23 protein-coding genes and 1 tRNA gene are annotated in these 24913 nt (G+C 59.5%); 6 read left to right on the top strand and 18 right to left on the bottom strand.

Annotated elements, in window-relative coordinates; genetic code table 11:
- Positions 1-3: 3 nt before the first annotated feature.
- The 7 genes from csaB to THEVEDRAFT_RS06610 form a co-directional block, all read right to left on the bottom strand.
- Positions 4-1041 carry a polysaccharide pyruvyl transferase CsaB gene (csaB, locus tag THEVEDRAFT_RS06580; RefSeq protein WP_006583936.1) on the bottom strand — a complete coding sequence of 346 codons (1038 nt, stop codon included), beginning with the start codon at positions 1039-1041 and terminating at the stop codon, positions 4-6.
- The gene (locus tag THEVEDRAFT_RS06585; RefSeq protein WP_006583937.1) at positions 1038-2969 is read right to left on the bottom strand and encodes a DUF5693 family protein; all 1932 of its coding nucleotides are present in this window, start codon (positions 2967-2969) and stop codon (positions 1038-1040) included. The genes csaB and THEVEDRAFT_RS06585 overlap by 4 nt, the downstream gene beginning before the upstream one ends.
- A complete protein-coding gene (locus THEVEDRAFT_RS06590; protein WP_040825380.1) occupies positions 2966-3556 on the bottom strand; it encodes a Maf family protein in 591 nt (196 codons plus the stop codon). Before THEVEDRAFT_RS06590 ends, THEVEDRAFT_RS06585 begins: the two co-directional genes overlap by 4 nt.
- On the bottom strand, positions 3553-3810 hold the full coding sequence (locus THEVEDRAFT_RS06595) for a hypothetical protein (protein ID WP_006583939.1): 258 nt from the start codon (positions 3808-3810) through the stop codon (positions 3553-3555). Before THEVEDRAFT_RS06595 ends, THEVEDRAFT_RS06590 begins: the two co-directional genes overlap by 4 nt.
- Positions 3807-4619, bottom strand: a complete 813-nt coding sequence (locus THEVEDRAFT_RS06600; protein WP_040825842.1) for an undecaprenyl-diphosphate phosphatase — start codon at positions 4617-4619, stop codon at positions 3807-3809. The genes THEVEDRAFT_RS06595 and THEVEDRAFT_RS06600 overlap by 4 nt, the downstream gene beginning before the upstream one ends.
- Positions 4619-6247: a Na/Pi cotransporter family protein gene (locus tag THEVEDRAFT_RS06605; RefSeq protein WP_006583941.1), complete on the bottom strand. Its 1629-nt coding sequence runs from the start codon at positions 6245-6247 to the stop codon at positions 4619-4621. The genes THEVEDRAFT_RS06600 and THEVEDRAFT_RS06605 overlap by 1 nt, the downstream gene beginning before the upstream one ends.
- A 75-nt stretch (positions 6248-6322) precedes the next feature.
- Complete coding sequence (locus tag THEVEDRAFT_RS06610) at positions 6323-8041, bottom strand: ribonuclease J (protein ID WP_006583942.1); 1719 nt, start codon at positions 8039-8041, stop codon at positions 6323-6325.
- Between the two features lie 151 nt (positions 8042-8192).
- Here THEVEDRAFT_RS06610 and THEVEDRAFT_RS06615 point away from each other — a divergent pair.
- Positions 8193-8266 (top strand) — tRNA-Gln (locus THEVEDRAFT_RS06615).
- Between the two features lie 172 nt (positions 8267-8438).
- On the opposite strand, the gene THEVEDRAFT_RS06620 is transcribed toward THEVEDRAFT_RS06615, so the two are convergent.
- The 10 genes from THEVEDRAFT_RS06620 to THEVEDRAFT_RS06665 all read right to left on the bottom strand — a co-directional run bounded on the left by THEVEDRAFT_RS06620 (position 8439) and on the right by THEVEDRAFT_RS06665 (position 17914).
- Positions 8439-9746 carry a Na+/H+ antiporter family protein gene (locus THEVEDRAFT_RS06620; RefSeq protein WP_006583943.1) on the bottom strand — a complete coding sequence of 436 codons (1308 nt, stop codon included), beginning with the start codon at positions 9744-9746 and terminating at the stop codon, positions 8439-8441.
- 272 nt (positions 9747-10018) lie between these two features.
- On the bottom strand, positions 10019-10339 hold the full coding sequence (locus tag THEVEDRAFT_RS06625) for a hypothetical protein (protein ID WP_006583944.1): 321 nt from the start codon (positions 10337-10339) through the stop codon (positions 10019-10021).
- 27 nt (positions 10340-10366) lie between these two features.
- Positions 10367-10723 carry a hypothetical protein gene (locus tag THEVEDRAFT_RS06630; RefSeq protein ID WP_156787135.1) on the bottom strand — a complete coding sequence of 119 codons (357 nt, stop codon included), beginning with the start codon at positions 10721-10723 and terminating at the stop codon, positions 10367-10369.
- Positions 10724-11170: 447 nt separating this feature from the next.
- Positions 11171-11431: a ubiquitin-like small modifier protein 1 gene (locus THEVEDRAFT_RS06635; RefSeq protein ID WP_245522780.1), complete on the bottom strand. Its 261-nt coding sequence runs from the start codon at positions 11429-11431 to the stop codon at positions 11171-11173.
- Positions 11432-11444: 13 nt separating this feature from the next.
- On the bottom strand, positions 11445-13232 hold the full coding sequence (locus tag THEVEDRAFT_RS06640; protein ID WP_281054536.1) for an aldehyde ferredoxin oxidoreductase family protein: 1788 nt from the start codon (positions 13230-13232) through the stop codon (positions 11445-11447).
- A 21-nt stretch (positions 13233-13253) separates the two neighbouring features.
- Positions 13254-13736, bottom strand: a complete 483-nt coding sequence (locus tag THEVEDRAFT_RS06645; protein WP_006583948.1) for a 4Fe-4S dicluster domain-containing protein — start codon at positions 13734-13736, stop codon at positions 13254-13256.
- Between the two features lie 99 nt (positions 13737-13835).
- Entirely contained in the window at positions 13836-14558 is a 723-nt protein-coding gene (locus THEVEDRAFT_RS06650) for a 2Fe-2S iron-sulfur cluster-binding protein (RefSeq protein ID WP_006583949.1), read from the bottom strand.
- Positions 14555-16417, bottom strand: coding sequence for an NADH-ubiquinone oxidoreductase-F iron-sulfur binding region domain-containing protein (locus THEVEDRAFT_RS06655; RefSeq protein WP_006583950.1), 1863 nt, complete (start codon positions 16415-16417; stop codon positions 14555-14557). The genes THEVEDRAFT_RS06650 and THEVEDRAFT_RS06655 overlap by 4 nt, the downstream gene beginning before the upstream one ends.
- Positions 16414-16890: an NADH-quinone oxidoreductase subunit NuoE family protein gene (locus THEVEDRAFT_RS06660; RefSeq protein ID WP_006583951.1), complete on the bottom strand. Its 477-nt coding sequence runs from the start codon at positions 16888-16890 to the stop codon at positions 16414-16416. The genes THEVEDRAFT_RS06655 and THEVEDRAFT_RS06660 overlap by 4 nt, the downstream gene beginning before the upstream one ends.
- A 166-nt stretch (positions 16891-17056) precedes the next feature.
- On the bottom strand, positions 17057-17914 hold the full coding sequence (locus tag THEVEDRAFT_RS06665) for an HD domain-containing protein (protein WP_006583952.1): 858 nt from the start codon (positions 17912-17914) through the stop codon (positions 17057-17059).
- Between the two features lie 137 nt (positions 17915-18051).
- Between THEVEDRAFT_RS06665 and THEVEDRAFT_RS06670 the strand changes: the two genes are divergently transcribed.
- Positions 18052-19437 (top strand): phosphomannomutase/phosphoglucomutase, encoded by a 1386-nt coding sequence (locus THEVEDRAFT_RS06670; protein WP_006583953.1) that lies wholly within the window; start codon positions 18052-18054, stop codon positions 19435-19437.
- Positions 19438-20125: 688 nt separating this feature from the next.
- Positions 20126-22072 carry a serine hydrolase domain-containing protein gene (locus THEVEDRAFT_RS06675; RefSeq protein ID WP_006583954.1) on the top strand — a complete coding sequence of 649 codons (1947 nt, stop codon included), beginning with the start codon at positions 20126-20128 and terminating at the stop codon, positions 22070-22072.
- A 101-nt stretch (positions 22073-22173) separates the two neighbouring features.
- On the opposite strand, the gene THEVEDRAFT_RS06680 is transcribed toward THEVEDRAFT_RS06675, so the two are convergent.
- Complete coding sequence (locus THEVEDRAFT_RS06680) at positions 22174-22554, bottom strand: hypothetical protein (protein ID WP_006583955.1); 381 nt, start codon at positions 22552-22554, stop codon at positions 22174-22176.
- 152 nt (positions 22555-22706) lie between these two features.
- Between THEVEDRAFT_RS06680 and panD the strand changes: the two genes are divergently transcribed.
- The 3 genes from panD to panB all read left to right on the top strand — a co-directional run bounded on the left by panD (position 22707) and on the right by panB (position 24912).
- Positions 22707-23090, top strand: a complete 384-nt coding sequence (gene panD, locus THEVEDRAFT_RS06685; RefSeq protein WP_342610154.1) for an aspartate 1-decarboxylase — start codon at positions 22707-22709, stop codon at positions 23088-23090.
- Positions 23091-23234: 144 nt separating this feature from the next.
- Positions 23235-24074 (top strand): pantoate--beta-alanine ligase, encoded by an 840-nt coding sequence (panC, locus tag THEVEDRAFT_RS06690; protein WP_006583957.1) that lies wholly within the window; start codon positions 23235-23237, stop codon positions 24072-24074.
- 4 nt (positions 24075-24078) lie between these two features.
- Complete coding sequence (panB, locus tag THEVEDRAFT_RS06695; protein ID WP_006583958.1) at positions 24079-24912, top strand: 3-methyl-2-oxobutanoate hydroxymethyltransferase; 834 nt, start codon at positions 24079-24081, stop codon at positions 24910-24912.
- The last annotated feature ends 1 nt before the right edge of the window (position 24913 follow it).

Here is a 24913-nt window from a genome sequence, read left to right on the forward strand (position 1 = left end):
ACATCACCGCCCGCCCACAGGGTCCGGCTTCAATTTTAATTTTAACAGCGCCGTCCCCATCGCATCCCTCAAAGCCTGGGCGGATTCCTCCAGAACCCCGGGATCTACCCCTTTCCCAAGGACTATATCCCCTTCCCCAACGTGTTTAGGGATCCCGAAGGCGTCTGCAAAGGACTCCACCTTCGGATCATAAGGCAAGGCCCCGCAGGGCAACCCAGAAAGGGCGGACAACACGACCCCGTGCAGCCTCATGGACAGAGATCCTCCAGCCCGGGACGCCATCTCCTCGAAGTCCCCAAGGGTCCTTAAAAGCTTCACCTGAGACCACCGTACCCCAAAGGTCTCAAGGTCCCTCAGGGGGATGAGATCCTCCTGAGCCATGGCGAACCCAACAGGGGAAAGGCCAGTGGCGCTGGCAAGCCTCATTATGGACCTGGCCAGTTTAGAAAGGTCAAACGACTTGGAGGGCCTCACGTTAACCAAAAGGTGCTCCTCCTTGGACCTTAGGACCGAGGGCCTTAGGGCCATCACTGGATCCGGAGCCAAAGCCGCCGCCCCTATGCCCATGGACTGAGCCATCGCCACGGAACGCCTGTCCCGGAACACCCTGACCTTACAGGCCCCAAGAGCCCTTTTAGCGAGGGCCCTTCCCAGGGCGGTTCGAAGGGGGCCCAAGGACTGGCCGAACGCCCAAGGGACTGCCCCGGCCCTCCTGGCAAGCCAGACCACCCCGGAGTAATACACGGGGCTCTTTATGCTTGTGACGTCCTGAAAGAGGCCTCCGCCGCCTAAAAGCAGCGTGCTGGCAGAACGCAGGAAGCCGCTGACCTTGCGGAGGCTCCAACGGTTCTCCGCCCTGACGGACAGCTCCGCGGCAGTAACCTCCGGTGAAGCGGACAGAACACCTATGCGGGACCTCGGTATCCCGCATCCCTCCAGGAGCTCCACCAAGCCCCGGGCCAAGAGCTCATCCCCAAGGTTGCCAAACCCGTAGTAGCCGCACAGGACCACCTGAAGATCCCTTTCCCCCGGCCTCGTCATGACCTTAACCTCCCGGCTCGGTAGTTAAACACGGCGCCAAGGGATACGAACAGCACAAGGCCTATAAGGCACCCGGTCCAAAGACCGTTGAAACCCCGCAACAAGGTCAACGGATAAGGGGTGTGAAGATGACAGAAGGAGTTGACCGCGGATGCGAAGGCCAGGGAGGACACAATCCGGAAAACCTCCTGAAGCCTTGGGACAATTCCCCTGGCGGACAGCCAGGAGGTCACGAAAAGGCAGGGATACCCCAAGAGCTCCTTGGTCCTGGGACGGACCAGCAGCAACCGCTCCAACCACTCGCGGAAAGACAGCTCCCACTGGGGCACCAGGGCGGTGTTGTCGCTCCTTACCGCCATGAAGGCGAGGCCCGCCAGGAGAATACCGGCCACCATCAGTTCACCCCAAAGGGGAGGACGTTTCAGTATCTCCGCTCCCTCCGGGTATCTTCGCTTCAGCACATCGTTCAGGACCACCATGACCGGCGGCAGTACGAGGGTGAGCTTAACCCCTGAAAACACCTCAACCCTCAGCATGTACAGGCTGAAGCCGTACATGGCACCTATGGCGGTGCCAACCGCCAAAGCCACCGCGAAACCCCACAGGGCCCCCCTTAAGGGGCTCTTCTGGTCCAACGCCCTGAGGGCCGCCTCAGAGGCCCCCAAGGCCCCGAGGAGGGCCCCCATAAGCTTCATCGGGAAGCCCCCGGCGATGGAGGCCCCCAATGCAAGCAGCAGCGGAACCCCCAAGTATAAGGGGATCAGGCGGGGACTGTTCAACAGCCGGACCTCGGAGAAGCGGTTCAGCAGGGACATCATCACCGCCAGGAGCGCAAGGGCCGCACCAAACGGGGCTATGCGGGACCTTCCCACCGGCTGCTCCGCCGAAGGGAACCCCATAATATACCCCCGGGCCCTAAGGGAAGCGCTCAGCAGATCGAGGTCCTCGGTGAAGCTGCCAAGCCTCTCCCCTGGGTAAAGGTCATAGGGACGGACCAGAAGCAGCCTCACGGTCCTCTCGTGAACCGCCCGTACCATGCGCTCCACCAGCTGCTCCCTGGTTATGGACTTGGAGAAGACCTCGTCCTTGATCACGCTGTGAAGGGGTATGAGGTTAGGGAAGGCGGACTTGCCAGCCTGTACCATGCCGATCTGCTTCACGAACTCCGGCTGGGCCAGGAACATGGACTCCCCCCTTAGCAACGCCCCTAGGGGCTCCAGCTGGGGGTAGCCCGCCACGGTAAGTCCAGCGGGGAGTATGCCCCTTATGAGGTAACCGTGGGAGAGGAGGGTCTCTATCCCCGAAGCAACAGCCCCGCCACCAACACCTATGCAGGGAAGGGGACGGAACAAAACTGGGAAACCGAGCCGGCGGGCCAGCTCCAAGCCTTCGAAGTCCGGAACCAACCCCGAATCCAATAGGTCGGACATACCAAGGGACAGCAGGACCGCCAGGTACCCCGATGAGGACATCCTGGATGAGGCGGGGAACTTGGCGGATAGGTAAGGCATTGCCAGCCTCATGTTGGGGTCATCCGCGGAGGACCAAAGGACCGCTCTATCCTTGGGAACCCCCTGGACCGGCAATGGGAACGGCAGGTCCCGCACCGGGGAGAGCCTTAAGGAGCCAAACCCGGAGATCAGGTCCCGGCCGGTCAACTCCCCTACCAAAAGCCCGCTGAGCCCCTTGGCCCTAAGGGATTCAGCCAGCCCTGAGGGCGTGGCCCTACCTTCCCTGGCGAGGGAGACCAGGTCCCTGTACTCAAGCACTATGCCCACCTTGCGGTTCCCAACCTCCGCCCTCACCCTGGGAAGAAGCGAGAAGAGGGACACACATAGGGAGGCCACCAGGAGGGCCACAAAGAAGGAACTGCCCCTTCCGTCCGCTGCCCCCCCCCGAAGCTGGCCACCCTTTGGGAAATGGATCATAAGCTCACACCCCCAAGCTGATCTGAAAGGCTGAAGCCCATCTCCTCAAGGAGGCGGCTCAGCCTCAAGACCGGAAGCCCCACCACGTTGAAATAACATCCCTCGATCGATTCCACCAACATGGCCCCCTTGCCCTGGATAGCGTAGCTTCCCGCCTTGTCATCCCCCTCACCGGTGTTGATGTAGCAAGCGGCGTCCTCAGCCGAAAGGGGTCTGAACAGGACCCGGGTGGTCTCAACCCCCGATACGGATCTATCCCCCAGCACCAGGGACACTCCGGTGTGTACCCGGTGGGTCCTGCCCTGAAGGGCCATCAGCATCCTAAGCCCTTCGTCCCTGCCATTGGGTTTGCCGAATATCTGACCGTCCAGCTCGACAACCGTGTCGGCCCCGATCACAAGGGCATCGGGGGCCCTCAAAGCCACGTCCCTGGCCTTCGCCAGGGACAGCCTGAGCACCATATCCTCCGGCGACTCTCCGGGAAGGGGTGACTCATCAACCTGGGATACCACCACTTGGAAGTTCCATCCCAACGCGGCGAGCAACTCCCTCCTCCGGGGACTGCCTGAGGCCAGTATCAACCTCATCGGGCAAGCCAAACTCCTATCACTCCTCCCAAAAAAGTTCCAAGGTTGAAGTCCATGCTGAAACTAACCCTAAAGCTAAATGCTATGACATCCACATGGCCCGAGTCCAATCCGAAGGACAAGAGGTCTCGGAAGAGCGGGGCGGAGAAGGAGAACATCTGCATCATCTTGCCCGCGAAACCGCCCATCATTAGACATAGTATGACTACGATCCAGCCGGGGATGCCCTTCTGAAGCCCCTTGGCCATCCTCATACACCGAGCAAGGAGAAACCCACCACCGCGGTACCAAGCAATAAGCAGTAGGCACCAAACATCCACCAGGCCCTGAAGAGGGAGACCCGTCTTAAAGCCACAAGGGAGAGGAAACCCGCGGCCCCAGCGGCCACGAAACCTATGGGCCACCCATGGGGGAGGGACGAAAGGAACGCGGCGTATCCCCCGCCGTCAAAGACCTCAACCAGGGTAGCCCCGATCACCGCAGGAACCGACAGGAGGAACGAGAACCGGAAGGCCTCCAAAGGTGAGAGACCCACCGCCAAGGCCGCCACTATGGTGCTGCCGGACCTGGATATACCGGGCATGACCGCTATGCCCTGAGCCAGTCCGACCACGAGTCCCACCATGAGCCCAACCTTCCTGGCTCCAGGGGGGATGAACCTGGAAACGGTGAGCACGATGCCGGTAACGACCAAACCGGCACCAACCCAAAGGGAGTTCTGGGACGCGGTCTCCACCAGGGGCTTGAGGGGAAGGCCCACCAAGGCGGTCACCACGGTGCCTGCGATCACCGCCCATCCATACCTCCATCCCTCAGAGGACCTGGCATCCTCCGAGAAGAACCCCCAAAGGAAATCCCGGAGGAACCTAAGCATGTCTACGGCGAAGTACGCCACCACCGCAAGCAAGGTTGCCATGTGGAGGATCAGGTCGAAACCCATCTGGGGCCCCTTAATGCCCAAGAAGATCTGCACCAGCGCCAGGTGCCCGGAGCTGCTTATGGGCAGGAACTCGGAGAAACCCTGCACCAACCCCAGGAGCACAGGGTACAAAACAACCCCCATCAAGCCTCGCACACCTCCTGCCCTCTCACCTTAGCCATGTCCATGACCACGCAGGCCAGGTTATGGGCATGGTCCCCAACCCGCTCAAGGTTGCTCAAGATGTCTATGAACACCACCCCGGCCCCTGGGCTGCACTTGCCGTGGTTAAGCCTGTCGATGTGTCGGGCCCTGAGACGCTTTTCCATCTCGTCCACCCGGTCCTCAAGCTCCATTACCTCCCCCGCCAGGCACAGGTCCTCCTTGTCCAAGGCCTCAATGCTCTTGCTCACCGCCTCGTAAACCAGGGAGAACATCTCCTCGAACTCCTTCATGGCGGACTCCGTGAACTTAAGGTTATGGTCCCTCATATACTGGTACATCTCGACCAGGTTAGTGGAGTGATCCCCCATCCGCTCTATGTCCCCAACCCCGTTTATGCAGGAGTTCAGGAGGAACGAGAGGTCCGATGAGAGGCCCTTCTGGCCGAGCTCCGTCCCGTAACGGACTATCTCATGGGTGAGCTCGTTCACTATCTTTTCGGTGTTAAGGACGTCGGCCGCGCTGGAATCACTCCATTTAACGATGGCCCCCCTGCATCCCTCAAGCATTGACTTGGCAAAGTAGCCCATCCGGACCATCTCCTTCTTGAGGGCGTCCAGGGCGGCGGCGGGTGAAGCGGATATCAGGTTACGATCCAGGAAGGCGGGTCCGTAAACCTTAACCACCCCGTCGTCTGGGACTATGCGCCTTATCAGGTTCACGTAGGGTTTCACGAATGGGAGGAATATCAGGGTGTTCGCCACGTTGAAGAAGGTATGAGCGTTGGCCACCTGCCGTGATATGTCCGAAGCAGTGAGGGCTATGAGCTTGGAATACCATGGCAGCAGGGGCAGCATGATCAAGGTTCCAAGCACGTTGAACATCACATGGCACGCTGCCGCCTGTTTGGCGGACCTGTTGCCTCCCAAGGAGGCCAGCACCGCCGTTATGGTGGTGCCTATGTTGTCGCCCAAGATAAAGGCTATCGCCACGTTCAGGGGCATGAAGCCCTGAGACGCCATGGCCATGGTAAGCCCCACGGTGGCGGAGCTGGATTGAATCACCATGGTGACCGCCGTGCCCGCGAAGACCGCCCAAATGGGATGGTGCCTAAAGGGCATGAACAGGTCATCCCTGCCCTTCAAGAAGGACATGGAGTCCCCCATGATGTGCATCCCTATGAACAGTATGCCGAACCCTGCAAGCCCGGCCCCTATCTCCCGCTGGCGTTTCGTCTTGGACATGAGGAAGAGAAAGGCCCCGATCAACACGCACAGGTAGGCGATGTCGGTTATCTTGAAGGCCATTATCTGGGCCGTCACGGTTGTGCCTATGTTGGCCCCCATTATCACCCCAAAGGCCTGATAAAGGGTCATGAGCCCCGCGTGGACAAAGCTCACCACCATGACGGTGGTAGCGCTGCTGCTCTGAATAATGGTGGTGACCGCAGTACCCACTATAACCCCTTTGATGGGAGTTCCCGTGAGCTTGGCTATGAGACGTCTCAGACGATCCCCTGCCAGGTTCTGCAGGGAGTCTCCCATGACCTTTATTCCGTAGATCAACATCCCCACTCCGCCCAAGAGCTGAAGAAGGACCTTGAAGGACATGTCTTACCCCTCCGGAGGTTTATTTTTTAGATGGCTTTTTGCTTACACAAAATCACAAAGACAGCAATCAAGATATCACAGCCTGTTTATGAGGGGTATTATGGAAGGATACCCCCTGGAGTAGCGGCTAAGCACCTCCCTCATCCTCTTCCTTATGGCGGTCTTGGCGGACTCATCCCCAGAGGGGCAGGATTCCAGTGCCCTTATGACCGCCCTCTCTAGCTCCCCGTAAAGGTCCTTTGCCTCTTGGCTATGCAGGAAGCCCCGGCTTTCCATCTTAACGTCCCGCACAGAACCGTCCTGGCCCAAAAGCACCGATACCGCCAGGACCCCATCAAGGGCCAGCTCCCTGCGCTCCTTGAGCAGGCTACCCTGGAACTCACCCATGGCAAGGCCGTCCACCATTATTGCCCCCGCCTGGACTCGGCCGTCCACCCTTCCCTTCCCCTGGGATGTCAATGTCAGCACGTCCCCGTTCGAAAGGACAAAGACCTCCTTGGAGGGGACCCCCAGATCCCTGGCGAGCTGGGCATGTCTCACCAAATGCCGGTACTCCCCGTGAACCGGGGCGAAGCACTTGGGCTTGATGAGGCTTATCATCATCTTTAGCTCCTCCCTGGAGGCGTGACCGGACACGTGTATGGCCTGATCCCTTTCGTACACCACCTCACACCCGCAGGAGAAGAGCATGTTGATGGTCCGGCTCACCAGCTTCTCGTTCCCTGGGATAGGGGTGGCGGATATTATCACCAGATCCCTCTGTCCCAGTCGGATCTGCCGGTGCTCTCCCTTGCTCATGAGCACGAGCCCAGAGAAGGGTTCCCCTTGGCTTCCCGTGGTGAGCACCACCACCCGGTTTGGGGACATGCGGTCCGCCTCCTGGGCGGGGACGAAAAGGTCCTCCGGGGCGTTGACGTAACCCAGCTCCCGGGCGAGCTCCACGTAGGCAAGCATGCTCCTTCCCACCAGGGCCACCTTACGGTTGTACCTCATGGCTATGTTGAAGACCTGCTGGGCCCTGTGAAGGTTGCTGGCAAAGGTGGCTATGACTATTCGCTTGTCCTTATGAAGACGGAACAGCTGCTCAAGGGTCCTGCCCACGGTCCTCTCCGACGGGGTGAAGCCCTCCCGCTCAACGTTGGTGGAGTCCGACAGCATGAGGAGAACCCCCTCCCTGCCTAGCTCCGCGAAGGCCCCGTAGTCGGTGGTGCGGCCATCTATGGGCTGGTTGTCCAATTTGAAGTCCCCGGTGTGGACCACGGTTCCCACCGGGGTCTTCACCGCGTACGCAAGCCCATCCGGTATGGAGTGGCAGACCGCTATGGCCCTGACCGTGAAGCTCCCCAAAGTCACGCTGTCTCCGGCGCTTATCTCGTTGAACTTAGGCCTGTACCGGGGGCAAACCTCCCCCAGCTTGTTCTTTATGAGCCCCAACGTCAGCCGGGTCCCGTAGACCGGGACGTCCAACTTCGGCAACACAAAGGGAAGGGCCCCTATATGATCCTCATGGCCGTGGGTTATGAATATGCCCTTTATCTTGTCCCGGTTCTCCTCCAGGAAGGAGACGTCAGGGATCACAAGGTCTATGCCTAACATCTCCTCCTCCGGGAACTTAAGGCCGCAGTCTATTACCACCATCTCGTCCCCGTACTGCAGGACGGAGACGTTCTTCCCTATCTCCCCCATGCCGCCCAAAGGTATCCATTTAAGATCCTTCCGTGGTTTTGGGGACTTGCCTTTACCACGTCTCTGTCGAGAGGGCCTGGCGTTGGAAACGCCCGATTCCATGCCCATCCTTTCAACTCCCTTCTCCGGTGAACAATCCTACCACAGTTTCGCCGGAAAATAAGCAGACTTCCTCGGGGAGGAACAAAAAATTTTGCCACATCTTCCCGCCACCCCTTTTCAAAAGGGCGGTCCTGTGATAGTATTCTCACCGTCCGATTGGGGAATGGTGCAACGGCAGCACGCCTGACTCTGGATCAGGTAATCCTGGTTCGAATCCAGGTTCCCCAGCCAAGATAGCAGAGGCGGCCGAAGGGCCGCCTTTTTCGTTTCCAACTCCCTCAAAACCGGATCCTCAATCCTCTCTCTGGATTTAAGACTGTAACAATAGAGCTCCCGGCCCGCCGGAGATTGGCATCTCCGGGGGCCGGGGTCTTGAGGACTTGATGTCAAGCGTTACCGCCTTTTAGTAGAGCATCATGGCCCCAATGAGGCCAAAGATTATGAGCGGTATGTTGTAGTGGATAAAGGTCGGGACGCAGGTGTCCCATATGTGGTTGTGCTGACCGTCGGCGTTAAGTCCAGACGTGGGGCCCAAGGTAGAGTCCGAGGCCGGAGAGCCCGCGTCCCCCAGGGCCGCCGCGGCGGCAAGGATGCACGCCAGTGCTCCGGGGGTAAAGCCCAGCTTAACCCCCAAGGGACAGTATATGGCGGCCACAACCGGGATGGTCCCAAACGAGGTGCCTATGCCCATGGTGACCAGAAGCCCCACCAGCAGCATCAGAAGGGCACCGTAGAACTTGCTGCCTCCAACCATCGAGACGACACCGTTGACCAAAGCGTCCACCGCCTTGGTCTCCCGGATGACCGCTCCGTAGCCCGCCGCCACCAACATTATCATGGCTATCATGCCCATTATGCCTATGCCGCCGGCCATCACATCGTCGAGCTTCCTCCACCGGATGACCCCGCCGGCCGCCATGAGTCCCAGGGCCACCACGGCCCCAAGGGGCAGGGAGCTGGTCTTAAGCTGGATGACAAAGGCCACCAACACCGCCGCCAGGGTTATGTAGTGATCCCTGGACAATTTCTCCACCTCGGGAACGCCCTCGAGCCCCATCACCGGCTTGTCCTGGTACTCCCTGTCCCTGGAGTAGCTCACGAACACGGCGAGCAACAGGCCTATGACCATGCCGACTCCGAGTATCCAGGTGTAGTGCCACATGTCACCCTTGGGGACGCTGACCCCGTTGGCGGCCATCTGGTCGGATAGTATCCCGTGAAAGATGAGGCCAAAACCCGCGGGCAACACTATGTAAGGTGCCTTGAGCCCGAAGGTGAGGGCGCAGGCCACCCCCCGCCGGTCCATCTTAAGACGGTTGAAAAGCGACAACATGGGGGGGATCAGGATGGGGATGAACGCGATGTGAACCGGGATCAGGTTCTGGGATAGACAGCTCACCGAGGCTATGAGCAGGAGCAAGAACGCCTTGCGGCTTCCCACCACCCTGGACAGCTTGGCACTCAGGAGGGAGGCCACCCCGGTCTGGCTTATCGCCACCGCCAGGGCACCAAGCAGGATGTAGCTCAACGCGGTCTCCGAGTTGCCGCCCATCCCACCTATCAGTACCCCCATGGTGTCACCCAAGGACATCCCAGCCGCCAATCCCGCCACCAAGGCGGACACGATGAGGGCAAGAATGATGTTCAAATTAAACAAACAAAGAACTATCATGACCAACACGGAAAGCACGACGGGGTTCGTAAGGATCACCTTTCACGACCTCCTCGCTTCTTCGTTTTTGGGCCCCGGGCGACAGAGAGTTTAGGAAACCATCACCTCCTTACAGGGAACTTAGTGGCATACAAAAACCCAAACACCCCTGAAACAACCTCCTCCGGAGTCCCATGTGTACATGGTAAAGCCCAATATCAAACTAGTCTATAAGGCATTCAAGAAAAATTCTTCTCTTCTCTAGGATGAGAAAAATTAAACATCGGCTACAAACATCGAGGTCTCAGAGTAAATTAGCCAGGAACACAAGGTCATTGAGGCTCCCGGTGGAACCGGTCAGGGGTGAGGAAAACGTAGCGAACAGCCTCTCCCCTGGGGCCCAGACAGTTCAAAACAAGCCTCACGTTATCCCATCCAGCGTTGATTATCTCCAGCTCCGACGGCAGCCTAACCATCCGGAACCTGTCGCTGCGCCTCTCGTACACCGCCAAGTTGTGCCGGTTCTCGATCTTGAGAACCCCTCCGGCGTAACGATCCCACCCGGCACCAAAGGCGACCCCCGCAAACGACGGCTGAAGTGAAAGGGAAACGCACAACCCAACGCAATATGCCAGTATCCTAGGGGACAACACGAAGAACACCTCCCGACGAAAATCAAACTACCTTCCCCAGTGGAGGACCGAAATCCCCACAGAGGCGATCAAAAGCGCCTCCCAGACAAGTATAAGAAAAAAAATCACCGTATCCTTAAAAGACATCTCAAATGGCCATACCAACCATACCGCAAGCCCCCAAAGCCAAAGGGCCAGACACGCCCCAAGACAGACAAATCCCCCCATCCTAAACACCCTCGCAAAAGGCCCCCTATAAAGCCTTGATGACATCCCCAAAAGCCCAATGCACAAGAATGAAACCGCGTAAACCCTGCCGGGCCTGTCAAACCACAAAAGCCCAACGGACAACACAAACTGTATCGCTCCCAGTGGCAGCGCTAATCGGACAAGAAGGTCCCCCATAAACCCCAGCCTAAAACCAATGAACGTTGGAAACACCCCCATTTCCCCTCAACGGGTCAAACCGCTGGAAGGCCTGAGCTAGATCAAAGGGAGCTAAAAACATCCCCCAATATACGCGGTACATTTTACAAGGACCACGAGGAACGGGCCCCCCTTGTTTTACACCATGCATGATTGAAAGGCAGGACAGAGGCAGGACCCAAAAGAAAACCCTAAATCCAGCACGCAGGTGAACATCAAACCAGGCCTCTTTCTCAACCGGTCATGGGCCCCCTCGTGCAGCGGGATACCCAAGGCCTCGGTTTACTTCCCAAGATCAGCACCCACCCAGGGAACGCCGCAGTAGAAAGCCGAGGCTGGGATCACCCCGCCTCGGCTTATGGGGACAAGAGATCCTCGCACCTCCGGCTCGAAGGCGCGCTGTTTCGACCCAAAAGCTAAATCGGACTACCCACCCCCTATTACAGGGAATATGCTCACCTGGTCATCGGGGTTCAACCGGGTCTCCTCCCCATCTAGATGGGCCACGTGATGACCGTTCACCAACACTATAACCTGGTCCGACATGGCCCCATCCTTAAGGACCGCGTCATGGAAGCTCCGTCCGTACCGGCGGGACAAGACCTCCAAGAGCTCCCTCACCGTGGACGCCTCCGCCTGGTCCTCCCTGCGGCCCGCCAACTCCCTGAAGGTGGCGAAGAAGAGCACCTTCAAGGGGAGATCACCTTATCCAGTCAAGCCCGAGCTCCCGTATCTTCTCCTCCGTGGGCACCCCTTCGCTGGTCCAGCCCCTCACCTCGTAGTACTTCGGGAGCATCTCGGGCACCCGGCTGACCTTGCCCTTGTGGGGGCCTTCGGGCAGCGGCTCCGATGTCATCCTCTGGGGAAGCACGTCGTCGGCGGCGGAGAAGCCCTCCTTGAGGTTGAAGAGGCGCTCCATGTTCCATATCCTCTCACCGATCTTCATGAGGTCATCCGTAGAGTAATCGATCCCCACGGCACTGGAGAGCTGTTCCGATATCTCCTGGGCCCCGATCCCAAAGGTGGTGAAAAGGCACATGCCCACCGAGTCAACCACCGCGGTGAGGTCCTGGAACGCCTTGTCCCACCCGGGCTTCTCCTCTATGGACTGGGGATCCAGCTTCTGAGGCACCCCCAGTATCTCCGGCGATATGGTGTAGCCCCTGACGTGGCAGGCCCCACGGTTGCTGGTGGCATAGTTCAAACCTATACCCTGTATCGCCCTGGGGTCATAGGCGGGCATCTCCTGCTTCTTGGAGGTCATTGAAAGCTCCGGGTGACCGAAGTGGCTCGCCAGCCGGAAGGAACCCTGGGCCAACAGCTCCCCCAGCTTGCCCTTCCGGTATGCCGCCGCCTCCACCATGGGGACCAAGGCTTCCCCGTTGCCGAAGTTAAGCTCAACCCCCGCCATCTCCCGGGATATCAGCCCCATCTCGTAGAGCTCCATGGCGCAGGCTATGGTGGCCCCCATGGATATGGTGTCCAACCCAAGCTCGTTGCACCTATAGTTGGCCATGGCCACCGCGTCTATGTCGTCAACCCCGCAGTCCGCACCAAAGGACCAGGAGGTCTCGTACTCAGGCCCCTCCCCGTGGTGCCCAAAGGACTCGGCGAAGGACACCCTGCCGCACCCTATGCCGCAGCCAAAGCAGCCCTTGTTCTTCAAGAGCCGGCTCTCCCGCTGGGTCTCCCCGCTTATCCGGTCCGCCCCCTCGAAGACGCCGGTCCTGAAGTTCCTGGTGGGCAGTCCCCCGTTCTGGTTCAGTATATTGACCAACACGTTGGTACCGTAAAGGGGAAGCCCGCTTCCCGTAACCGGGTGTTTTGCCAGCTTCTCCCTGGCGGCGACCGCGGCCTTCAGGAACTCCTCCGGCCTGGCCACCTTTACGCCCTTCGTGCCCCGCACCACCAGGGCCTTAAGGTTCTTTGAACCCATGACCGCCCCCATGCCTCCCCGGCCAGGGGCCCGATGCTTGTCGTTTATTATGTTGGCGATGAGGGACAGGTTCTCCCCCGCAGGACCTATCACCGCCACCTTAGCCTCCGGGTCGGTCTGTTCCAACAGCTTATCCGTGGCCTCATGGGTCTCAAGGCCCCATATGCCCTCCGCATCCCTTATCTCCACCTGGTCGTTGTTGATGTACACGTACACCGGCTTAGGGGAACGGCCCTCCAAGACCACCATATCCCACCCGGCGTACTTGAGCTCCGGCCCGAAATACCCGCCGGAGTTGGCGGCCCCTATGGTACCGGTAAGGGGGCTCTTGGCGACCACGTTGAACCGCCCCGCCGAAGCCGCCAGGGTACCGGTCAGGGGACCGGTCACGAAGTAGATGTTGTTACCCTCCGACAGCGGATCAACCGAGGGGCCTACCTCCTCGAAGTAGTAGCGGGTTCCCAAACCCCTTCCGCCCAGATAGTCCCTGGCCCACTCCTCCTTCAACGGCTCGGCGCTGAACGTGTGGTTCGAAAGGTTTATCCTTAACACTCTCCCAACCCAGCCGTTCATCTAGTCCTTCACCTCCTCAAGGGCATCCGCTATCCTCTTGGCGAACTTCTTCTTCTTGGCCACCACCGCGGAGTCCGCGGGCAGGTACTCTATGGCCTTGGTGGGACATATGCCTGCGCACTTCGGATCCCCTCCGCACTGGTCGCACTTTATCACTCCCTTGCTCGACCTGTCATAGGAAACGTTGCCGAAGGGACAGGCCATCACGCACATACGGCACCCTATGCACTTGTCCTTGTCGAACTCCACCAACCCAGAGGAGGACTTGTAAAGCGCCTGGGTCTTGCAGGCCTTGGCGCAAGGCGCGTCCTCACACTGGAAACACATGATCGGAACGTTCTGTCCCCTCTCAAACCTATGAACCCCCACCCTGCTCATGGAAGGCCTGAACTGTCCTTCCTTATTGAAAGAGCAGGCCAACTCACAGCTGCCGCAGCCTATGCAGCGCTCCGGCGTAACCAGAAGAACCCTCTCCGTCGCCATCTTGAGATCCTCCCCCCTTGTCCTATCGCTTGCAGCCTCGCTTCACCCAACCCGTCCCAGGGACGGGCAAGCCCCAAAAATTTCAAAGCCCCAGGGGCATCAACCGAGCCCCAATGACCCAGCCTCCTCACGCCTCCTGCAGGAAGGGCACAAGGGATCCCACGTCCCAAGGGCCCTAAGCTGCTCCAGGGTGGCAAACCTGGCACCGCAGGAGGGACACTCAACAAGCTGGAATCGCCTACCCCATATCTCCCGCACCCCGTCGGACTCCCGGTAGGTTATGTGCCCGGTAGGGCAGACCTCCGCGCAGGCAAGACAGCCCACGCAAGCCTCGGCAGCCTCCTCCAGAGGGGGCCCCACCTGCCTGTCCCAACCCCTTTTGGAGAAGGATATGGCGTTGAAGCCGTTTTCCCCGCAGGCCCGGACACACCTCATGCACCTAACGCAAAGGTCCTTGCTAATCATGGGCTCAAGGCGTCCCACATCCATGGCCCCCCATCTCTCCGCCAGGGCCTTCACAACCGGGGAAGCGCCGTTCCGCCTTAAGAGAAGCCCTATCACGAAGCGTCTGGCCTTGAGCACCCTTTCGGTATCGGTACGAACCTTGAGCCCCTCTTCCCTCACCGGATACATGCAGGAGGCCACCAACTTGCTCGACCCCCTGGACTCCACCTCAACCACACATACCCTGCAGGCCCCCTCGTGTTGAAGCCCCCCATGCCTGCAGAGGGCCGGCACCTCCACCCCAGCGGAGATCACGGCGTCGTACAGAAGCGTGTCCCTCGGCACCTCCAGCTCCCGTCCATCCACCCATATAATCACCGCTCGTTCACCTCCATGGAGGGCTCTATGGCCCCCACGGGACACAGGTCAAGACAAGCACCGCATCCCTCGCAAAGGTCTGTAACACCGTACTTCCCATCCTCCAGCTTCTTTATGGCGCCGAAGGAACACCCCTTAACACAAGCCCCACAGGAAACGCACAGGTTCTGGTCTATCCGGGCGGAGAACATGCCCCTGCAGACCCCGGCCCTGCAAAAACCCTTGATCTCGTGCTCCAAATACTCGTCCCGGAAGTACCGTACGGTGGAAAGCACTGGGTTGGCGGCGGTCTGCCCAAGACCGCACAGGGCGGTATCCGATAGGGCCTCCCCCATGCTAACCAGCAGATCCATGTCCCCTGCCCTTCCCTTGCCGGAGCACAGGTCCTCGAGTATCTCCCTCATGGCCCTGAGACCCTCCCGGCATGGGACACACTTGCCGCAGGATTCCATCTCAAGGAAGCTCACGAAGTACCTGGCCACGTCCACCATGCAGGTCCTGTGGTCCATGACGATCATCCCGCCGGAGCCCATCATGGACCCCTCCTCCGTAAGCCGGTCGAAGTCCACGGGAAGGTCCAGCTTATCCTCCGGCAGGCAGCCACCGGAGGGACCTCCGGTCTGGACCGCCTTGAACCGGCCCTTACCCCTCATGCCGCCACCTATGTTGAAGATTATCTCCCTGAGGGAGGTCCCCATGGGGACCTCCACGAGCCCGGTCCTCTTGACCTTCCCCACCAGGGAGAAGACCTTGGTTCCAGGGCTGCCCTGAGTGCCAAGGGCCCTGTATACATCGGGCCCCTCGTTTATTATGATCGGCACGTTGGCCCAGGTCTCCACGTTGTTCAGCACCGTGGGACAGTTCCACAGCCCCTTCTCGGTGGAACGGATGTACTTGACCCGGGGCTCCCCAGTACGCCCCTCTATGGAGGCCATAAGGGCGGAGGACTCCCCGCAGACGAAGGCCCCTCCGCCGCGGCATATGTCCATGTCGAAGGAGAAGGAGGTCCCCAGTATCCTCCTGCCCAAAAGGCCCGCCTCCCTGGCGTTCTTTATGGCAAAGCTCAGGTTCTCCACCGCCAAGGGGTACTCGTCCCTCACGTATATGAACCCCTTAGAGGCCCCCACCGCGTAGGCCCCTATTATCATCCCCTCCAGCACCGCGTGGGGATCCCCCTCCATGAGGCTCCTATCCATAAAGGCCCCGGGGTCCCCTTCATCCCCGTTGGCCAGCACGAACTTGTGCTTGCCCGAAGCGGCCCTGCAGGAAGCCCACTTGCGACCCGCAGGAAAACCACCGCCGCCACGGCCCCTCAAGCCCGCCCGGTCTACCATGTCTATTATGGTCTGGGGCTCCATCCCAAGGGCCTTAACGAGGGCGGAGTAGCCGCCGGCGGCTATGTAGTCGTCCAGGCTCTTGGGGTCCACCTTGCCGCAGCGGGCAAGGACTTTCCGGGTCTGTCCGGCGTAGAAGGGGATCTCCTCCTCCGACTCGAAGGCCTGCCTGCCCTCCCGATAGAGCAGACGCTCCAAGACCACCCCTTCCCGGAGGGAGGCCAGTATGTCCCCCGCGTCCTCGGGCCTTACCTTTCGGTAAAAAACCTCCCGGCCCTGGATCCGGCAAACCACAATGGGCCCCTCCTCGCAGAAGCCATGGCACCCGGAACACTTGGCCTCGAAGTCCAGGGACCCGCGAAACCCCACCCTTGAGGCCTCCTCCACCAAGGCCTTGAAGACCCTTTCGCTGCCCCCCGCAAGACATCCGGTCCCCGCACACACCCTCACCGCCACCGGAGGCTCAGCCCGGCCAGCAAGACAATCCCTGTAGGACTCAAGATCGATAGGAGAAGAAAACCTCATGGCAGCCCCTCCCTCTCCCTCTCAAGCATCTCGCGAACCTTGGAGGGGGTCATGGACCCGTAGCAGGACTCCTCCACCATGACCACCGGAGCCAGGGCACAGGCCCCAAGACAGTTGACCGCCTCCACGGAGAACAGGCCGTCAGGGGTGGTGCCTCCACATCGGATCCCCAGCGCGCCTTCGATGGCCTCCAGCACCTTTGGAGCCCCCCTAAGATGGCAGGCGGTGCCCATGCAGACCTTTGTGGTCTTGAGCCCCCGGGGGGTCAGACTCAAGGCCCTGTAAAAGGTGGCCACCGAGTAAACCCGACTCAAGGGCACCATGAGCCTCAACGACGCCAGCTCCATGGCCTCCCTGGGCACGTGACGGAACTCCCGCTGCACGTCCTGCAGGAAAGCCAGGAGAAACCTCTGATGCCTTGGGTACCTGGAAAGCATCTCCTCCAACCGAGAAGAGGCCTCCTGCTTTAACATTGCACCAAGCCTCCTTTGCCAAGGGGTGCATCACGGCTCAAGAAAAGCATAACAGTTGTGAATTTACTTGCAAAGAGGGCAGGGGTTGAATTAAACAAAAAAATAACGCCCCCCTGACGCGGGAGGCGGGGGGCTTGCCATGAAGCAAACACATAATCATTAAAATTTAAGATATTTCACAGCCCGAAGGATTTACCGTGGGGGACCACGAGGGGGTCGACGGCCCCACCGAGAGGACCTTGCCAAGCCAGTTTAAAACGTCTTTGATGACCCTAACGGCGCCGATGCTTTGAGGGATGAAACGCCCTATCCTGTTTACTATGCCCCGGCGAATGACCTGTCCGGCGGACCAATGGAAGCTCATGTCGTAGGCCCAGGATATCTGGACGAGCAGAAGGTCCCCGAGGCTCTTGACCATCGAGTAGTCCGCGCTGTGGCGGGTCAAGAGCTCCTCCACTATTTCATCCGACGGGGGGGACTTAGTGTCCTCCAGGCGGGGTATTATGGTCCTGATCGTACCCCTTTCCAGGTGCCCCACTATGACCCGGTAGACGTCCAACCTGTCCGCATCCCTGACCAGCCGGGCCCAAAACCCCTCTTCCTCCGAGAGGCCCTGGGGGAGGACCCTCTTGTTGTGAAGCTCCACGGACGACAGGGTAAGCTCCCAGATCCTGCTGCCCACCAGGTCCTTGAGTCCCCCGAGTTCGTTCCGCAGAACCGCAGCCCCAAGCTCCCCATGGTCCGCCGAAGCGGAGTCGTTAAAGGTGCGGTAAAGCTTGTACTGGGGAAAGCGGCCGACATCATGAAGAAGGCCCACGGAGAAGGCAAGCAAGAGGTCCTCACCCCCCAGGCCGCAGCTTCTAGCTATGGCCAAGGCCTCCTCCCGAACCCGGTAGGAGTGCCTTCTCTTGAGCTCCAACAAATACGGCAGCTCCCCTCCCTCCCGGAAGGAGTCCACATAACCGTCGAAGGCCCGGGAGATCTTCCCAACCAAATCCCCAAGAGATCCAGAAAAGGGTTCCATTGCAAAAACTCCAAGTCTAAGTGATTTAAGCGCACACGCCCAGCCGGGATTTTACCCCTCATGGCTAGGATGGTGAAGCGGACCGATAAAAAGATGGTAAAATTTACCCATTCCATAACGAATGGGGAGGCGATCAAATGCCTAAGGTACCCTCTCACATATTCAGGGAGTACGACATAAGGGGCCTGGCGGAGGAGGAGCTTACTTCGGAGAACGTGCGTCTTATAGCCCAGGCATACGGGACCTTTCTTTCGGAGAGCGGGGTTACCAGGGCCACCGTGGGCGGGGACGTGAGGCTCTCAACCCGCCGGATAATGGACGCCGCCATAGAGGGGCTGACCAACGCCGGAGTGGACGTGATAGACCTAGGCGCCGTATCGACCCCGTGCTTCTACTGGAGCCTTCACCACTTCGGCTTGGACGGGGGAATAATGGTGACCGGGAGCCACAACCCCAAGGAGTTCAACGGCCTCAAGCTGGCGCTGGGCAAGGTCACCCTCTACGGGGATGAGATCCAGGAGATCCGCCGCATCATCGAGGAAGGGCGCCTCAAGACCTCAGTCTCCAGGGGGAGCGTGCGGCAGGAGGACATCAAGGAGGCCTACATCTCCATGCTGGTCTCCAAGATCAACCTTGGGCCCAAGAAGCTCAAGGTGGTGCTTGACTCGGGCAACGGCACCGGCGGGCTCTTCGCCCCCGAGATGCTCCGCCGTCTGGGCTGCGAGGTGATAGATCTCTTCAGCGAACCCGACGGGACGTTCCCCAACCACCATCCGGACCCCACGAAGAGGGAGAACCTGCCGAAGCTCATAGAGACCGTGCTGGCCAACGGGGCGGACGTGGGGATAGGGTTCGACGGGGACTCCGACAGGATAGGGGTGGTGGACGACAAGGGTGAGGTCATATGGGGAGACCGGCTCATGATCCTCTACTGGAGCGAGATACTGCCCAAGCACCCTGGGGCAGACGTGATCGTAGAGGTCAAGAGCTCCATGGCGCTTCCGGAGGAGACGGAGCGGATGGGGGGACGGCCGATCTGGTGGAAGTCCGGCCACTCCCTCATCAAGGCAAAGATGAAGGAGCTGAACGCCCTATTCGCCGGTGAGGTGTCCGGGCACATGTTCTTCGCCGACGAGTTCTACGGTTTCGACGACGCGTTCTACGCCGCAGGACGGCTTCTTCGGATACTATCCAACACCCAAGAGAAGCTGTCGGACATCATGTCCCGCATCCCATCCTACCCGAGCACCGCGGAAACCCGTGTGGACTGCCCGGACGACGTTAAGTTCCAGGTGGTGGAACGGGTCAAAGAGGAGGCCCTTAAGGACCACGAGGCCATAACCGTGGACGGGGTCCGCGTAATATACCCCAACGGATGGGGATTAGTGCGAGCCTCCAACACCCAACCGGTCATAGTGACCCGCTGCGAGGGAAGGACCGAAGAGGACCTTAAGACCATATCCCAAGACATGAAGCGCCGGCTCCTCAACGCGGGGCTCCATGACTTCGATTGGGAGTACTAGACGGCGGAATATTTCGATCAAATCACAAAGCAAGAGTAAGAAAAACGGCGAAAAATGGACTTCGGTCCACTTTTCGCCGTTTTATTTTCCCTTGGTTGCCCCACAGTTTCTTTGCATCTAGGCATCTGTGTCGCTTATCATTTGTCTAAGCAAGGAGAGGGCGTTAAAAGGATGGGGCCGGGGGATCCGCGGGAAACGGGTCATCGCATCGCAGACTTTTGCTACCGAGGGCACGTACGGGGATCCCAAAGCAGGAGGCACAACGCTGGTAGGACCGGTGTAGGTTCCACAAACGCAAAGCCGTTGAACCCTTGGAGCGTTACCACTGTAAGAGGGGTTGGATGGCAAGCGCGGTCCTTGAGGCGGAAACCTTCGCGTAGGTGAGGCGGCCCGAAGCCAGACAACGCTCGAAAGGGGGGAAGAGCGAAATAGCCTATGAGAAACCACATGTCACAACCAAATAGGATGGAGGCAGAACCGGTAGCCAGTCCGGAACGCGGTTCCCTGGAACCGCCGGGGAGGTCCTAAGATAGGATCTCCCCTTCACTTTTCCCCTTCTCGCCCCTTCAACGGTCCACCCCGCTTAGCTCAGCCCCCCAACCGTCCTAGGGCTCCATATACCCCAAGGGAAGGCAAATCCCTTAAAATAGCCTAAAAGAACCAACCACAAATCCCAGGGGGTGTCCCGATGGGCTTCATAAGGCCTAGGACCATGTGGATCGCAATCGCACTGTCTATCCTGCTTAACCTCAACCCCGCCGAGGCCGGGACAAGGAACTCACCTCCGGACAGCATAAACCCCGTGGACCTCGAGACCTTCACCAGGGGGTTCCTTGCGGGGATCATGAAGGCCAACCACGTCCCCGGGGCGGTCTTCGTGGCAATTCACAACGACAAGGTAATCTCCTGTTTCGGGATGGGCACCGCGGACCTGGAGACCCATAGACCCATGACCGCCGACACGGTGGTGAGAACCGCATCCATATCAAAGGTGCTCACCTCCATCGCCGTGCTGACCCTTTGCGAACGGGGCAAGATGTCCCTGGACGACGACGTGAACCGATACCTAAAGGGAATATCGGTGCCGAGCAAGCCGTGGGACTCACCGGTGACCATAAGGAACCTCCTCACCCACACCGGAGGCTTCGAGGACCGATGGACGGCCACCGAGGCGGACGACCCGGTGGCGGAGGTTAGCTTCTCAAAATCCCTAAGCCACATAATGCCCCGGAGGGTCTTCCCCCCTGGAGAGGTCTACTGCTACTCCAACTACGGCATGGCCCTTGCGGGGGCCGCCGTCGAAGGGGCCACAAGGCGCAACTTTCAATCCCTGGTCAAGAAGACCATCCTAAACCCCCTGGGAATGACCAAAAGCGGCTTTACCATAGACCAGGGGATGGAAAAGGACCTGGCAACCGGCTACTTCTCCGCACCAGATCCATACCCCGCCCAGATGGCCTACTTCAAAGAGGTCCCGGCCATCTCCTTCTGCTCCACCGCCAGGGACATGGGGAACCTCCTAAGGGCGCTGTTAAAAGACGGGCAGCTAAACGGCCGACAGGTCATCCCCCAGGAGGCGGTCAAGAAACTCCTCACCCCCGCCTTCTTCAACCACCCCTCCGTAAAGGGGGCCACGCTGGGAATGTATGAGAGCCAGGCGGGGGACGTGGAAGGGATAGAACACGGAGGTGACGTGGACGGCTTCACAAGCCTTCTCTTCCTGGCCCCCAAGAAATCCTTCGGCTTCTTCGTGGCCTTCAACGGAGATGTGTCATCCATGAGGGACTACCTGAGGGAGGCCCTGGCGGACCGCTACCTCTCCGGCAGCCGCCCCAGGAAACCAGCTGCACCTACAACCACAACCCCTTCGACCCCCAAAGGCGACGAAGGGGCGCAGAGGCCAACAGAAACGGAAGACATAAGCGGCAGCTACAGACACATAAGATATTCAAGAAGCACCGTGGAAAAGGCCTACCTGATGCTGGGACCCACAGTGACGATATCCCGCTCCGAAGACGGCTCCCTCACCGTGTCATACCCCGAGGCTTGGGACCGAAGCACCCAAGAGTTCCATCCCGAGGGGAAGGACCTGTTCGTCTCCGAAGACGGCGCCCACCTGGCGCTGCGAAGGGATCCAAGTGGAAGGGTGAAGTACATCTTCATAGGTGACGCCTACGAAACCTACGAGCCGGTACCATTGATGGAAAACCCCAGGACCACCAGGATCCTGCTTTGGAGCTTCGGAGCGGCCCTCCTGATCTCCGCAGCGATGTTCTCCTTCGGCACCTTCAAGGCCAAATCAACCCGGTGGTACGAAGACGCCCCCAGGTGGCACCAAAAATGGGCCTGGATCCTCTGCTTCTGGATCTTGGGATGGTCCTTCCTGCTGAGCATAAGGCTGTGCGACTTGAACATGGGATACAGCTTCCGCCTGGGGATACCCTGGCAGGTGAAATCCCTGTTCACCCTGCCTATCCTTGGCTGCCTCACCCTCATACCCCCAACCCTGGCGCTCGCAAGGCGCCCCATGGACTCAAAACCCTTCGAGCTGCCCCTCTTCCTGTGCTGCTTCGGCCTCGGGGCGGTATTCCTTGGCTTTCTTAACACGTGGAACCTGCTAGGATTTAAGTTCTAAAACCTCACAAGGGCAAAACAAATAAGAACAAAAAGACGGGGCGTTTGATCCCAAACGCCCCGAGGTAATTTATCCCCTGCTAACCCAGCACGATCCCGTAACTAGCGCGAGGCACTGCGCTTTATGGCCTCTTCGATCCGCCAGCGGCCTATCTTGCCGTTAATGTCGTGAAGCTTCTCAAACAGCGACCGGACCTTACCGGCATCCACCTTGTCCTCCGTCAGTGCCAGGCGCATCTGAAGCCGCAGCCGCTGGGCCTCCCGCATCATGTCCTGCACGTCCTTTGGTACGTCCTTGGGATCCACGGGACCTCCGTAAAAATCCCCTCTCATCATCCCATGATGCCCAGGTCCCATGCCTACACCGGCCCCCCAACCGAAATCTCCTTGACCGTACCCCATGGGTTTCGCCATGGCAGCCCCCGCAGAGGACAACCCCAAAAGGGCAGCCATCAACAAAGCCCCAAACACCTTCCTGTTCATCCGCAATTCCTCCCCTCTCAGACTAAACAGCTCGCCTTCGATGGGTGTAATATACCAAGGCTCCTGGGACACCACATGGATGGTTTCCCTTATAATGGGATAGGTAAAAACCCCTAAAGGGGGACATAAAAAAGAAGATCCCTTCGGAGGAGATGCGCGTGTTCCTTAAGATGTGCAGGAGTAAGATCCACAGGGCCACGGTGACCGAGGCAAACCTTCACTACGTGGGCAGCATAACCATCGGCGAGGACCTCTTGGAGCTGTCGGGCATCCTGCCAGGCGAAGCGGTGCAGGTGGTGGACATAGACAACGGAAGCCGTCTCGAGACCTACGTGATATCCGGCCCCAAGGGCACCATATGCCTAAACGGCGCCGCCGCCAGGCTGGTGCAACCGGGCGACAAGGTCATAATCATGGCCTTCGCATGGATGACCCCGGAGGAAGCAGAGGGACACCAGCCCAGGGTCGTGTTGGTGGACCAGGACAACCGCCCCACGTCGGTGATCCACCGGGAGGATCACGGAGCGGTCTGCTAACAGGCTAGCGAAGAACCTATCAATGCAAACGGAACTGCAGCCCCCTTGGCTTCAACGGGGGCTTTGGCCGTTTCGTAAGCGTGCGCAGGCGTTCCCTGTCCACGTCCAAGCAAGTTCAAGCGATACAAAGGGGAGGATGATCCCATGAGGTTAGTTAGGACCCCCGAAGAGTTAAAAATCGCCCTTAAAGGAGCACAACAGGTGGGATTCGTTCCCACCATGGGGTACCTTCACAAGGGGCACCTGTCCCTTGCGGAGCGGTGCCGTCGGGATAACCGGACGGCAGTGGTATCCATCTTCGTAAACCCCACCCAATTCGGCCCCTCCGAGGACCTATCCAGGTACCCCAGGGACTTGAACGGGGACCTCGAACTGCTCCGATCCGCGGGGGTGGACCTGGTCTTCGCCCCCGAGCCGTCTCATATGTACCCCTCGGACTTCTCCACCTGGGTGGAGGAGACGAGCCTTTCGAAGGGGCTGTGCGGGGCAAGACGCCCAGGCCACTTCCGGGGGGTCTGCACGGTGGTCCTTAAGCTATTCAACCTCGTGAAACCCGATCGGGCGTACTTCGGGGAGAAGGACTACCAGCAGCTAAAGGTCATCCAAAGGATGGTAAGGGACCTGAACATGGACGTGGACGTCATCGGCTGCCCCATCGTCCGGGAGGAGGACGGGCTGGCGATGAGCAGCAGGAACGTCTACCTCTCCCCGGAGGAACGGGAGCTTGCCCTGTGCCTTTCCCGTGCCATCCAAAGGGCCCAGGAAGAGGCATTGAAGGGGGAGAGATCCCCCAAAAGGATCATCGATGCCGCCCTGTCCGCCGTACCGGAGGACCCTAGGGTTCAGGTGGAGTACGTGAACCTGGTGGACCCGGAGACCCTTGAGGACCTGGATGAGCTTCGCAGTGCCGCCCGCATCCTGCTGGCGGTTCGGGTTGGGACCACGAGGCTAATCGACAACGGTCCTTTATCACTAGGAGGTTAGCGCCATGGAAAACCGAAAGGTGAGCATACCGGACCTTCACGCCATGAAGGCCAAAGGTGAGAAGATCGTAATGCACACCGCCTACAACCACTGGCAGGCCCAGATGGCGGAAGAGGCGGGAGCAGACACCATACTTGTGGGGGACTCCGTCGGGATGGTGGAGCACGGGTTTAGCTCCACCGTTCCGGTTACCATGGAGATGATGCTGCTCCACTGCTCCGCGGTGGTAAGGGGAGCAAAAAGGCCCTTCATCATAGGGGACATGCCGTTCCTCTCCTACGAGGTGTCCCCGGAGGAGGCGGTAAGAAACGCCGGGAGGCTGATAAAAGAGGCCGGGGTCGACGCCGTAAAGCTGGAAGGTGGCAGATCCAGGAGAGACACCATAAGCGCCATAGTAAGGGCCGGCATCCCGGTGGTGGGACACGTGGGGCTCACCCCCCAGAGCGCCACCCAGCTGGGGGGATTTAAGGTTCAGGGAAAGGACCGGGAAAGGGCAAGGCAGGTGCTGGAGGACGCAGTAAGCGTCCAGGAGGCAGGGGCCTGCATGGTGGTCCTTGAGTGCATCCCCACCCCCTTGGCCAGGCTGATCACCGAGCGGCTCTCCATACCTACCATAGGCATAGGGGCAGGCCCCTTCTGCGACGGCCAGGTATTGGTTTTCCACGACCTGCTTGGCATCTTCAACTCCTTCAAGCCCAAGTTCGTCAAACGGTACCTGAACGGCAGGGAAACCCTGGTGGAGGCGCTGAGCCGTTACACCCAGGAGGTGCGGTCCCAGACCTTCCCAGAGGACCAGCATGGGTTCTCCATGGACGCCTCTGACCTGGAGGGACTCTAAA

Source organism: Thermanaerovibrio velox DSM 12556 (genome assembly GCF_000237825.1).
GTDB classification, from domain to species: Bacteria; Synergistota; Synergistia; order Synergistales; family Synergistaceae; genus Thermanaerovibrio; species Thermanaerovibrio velox.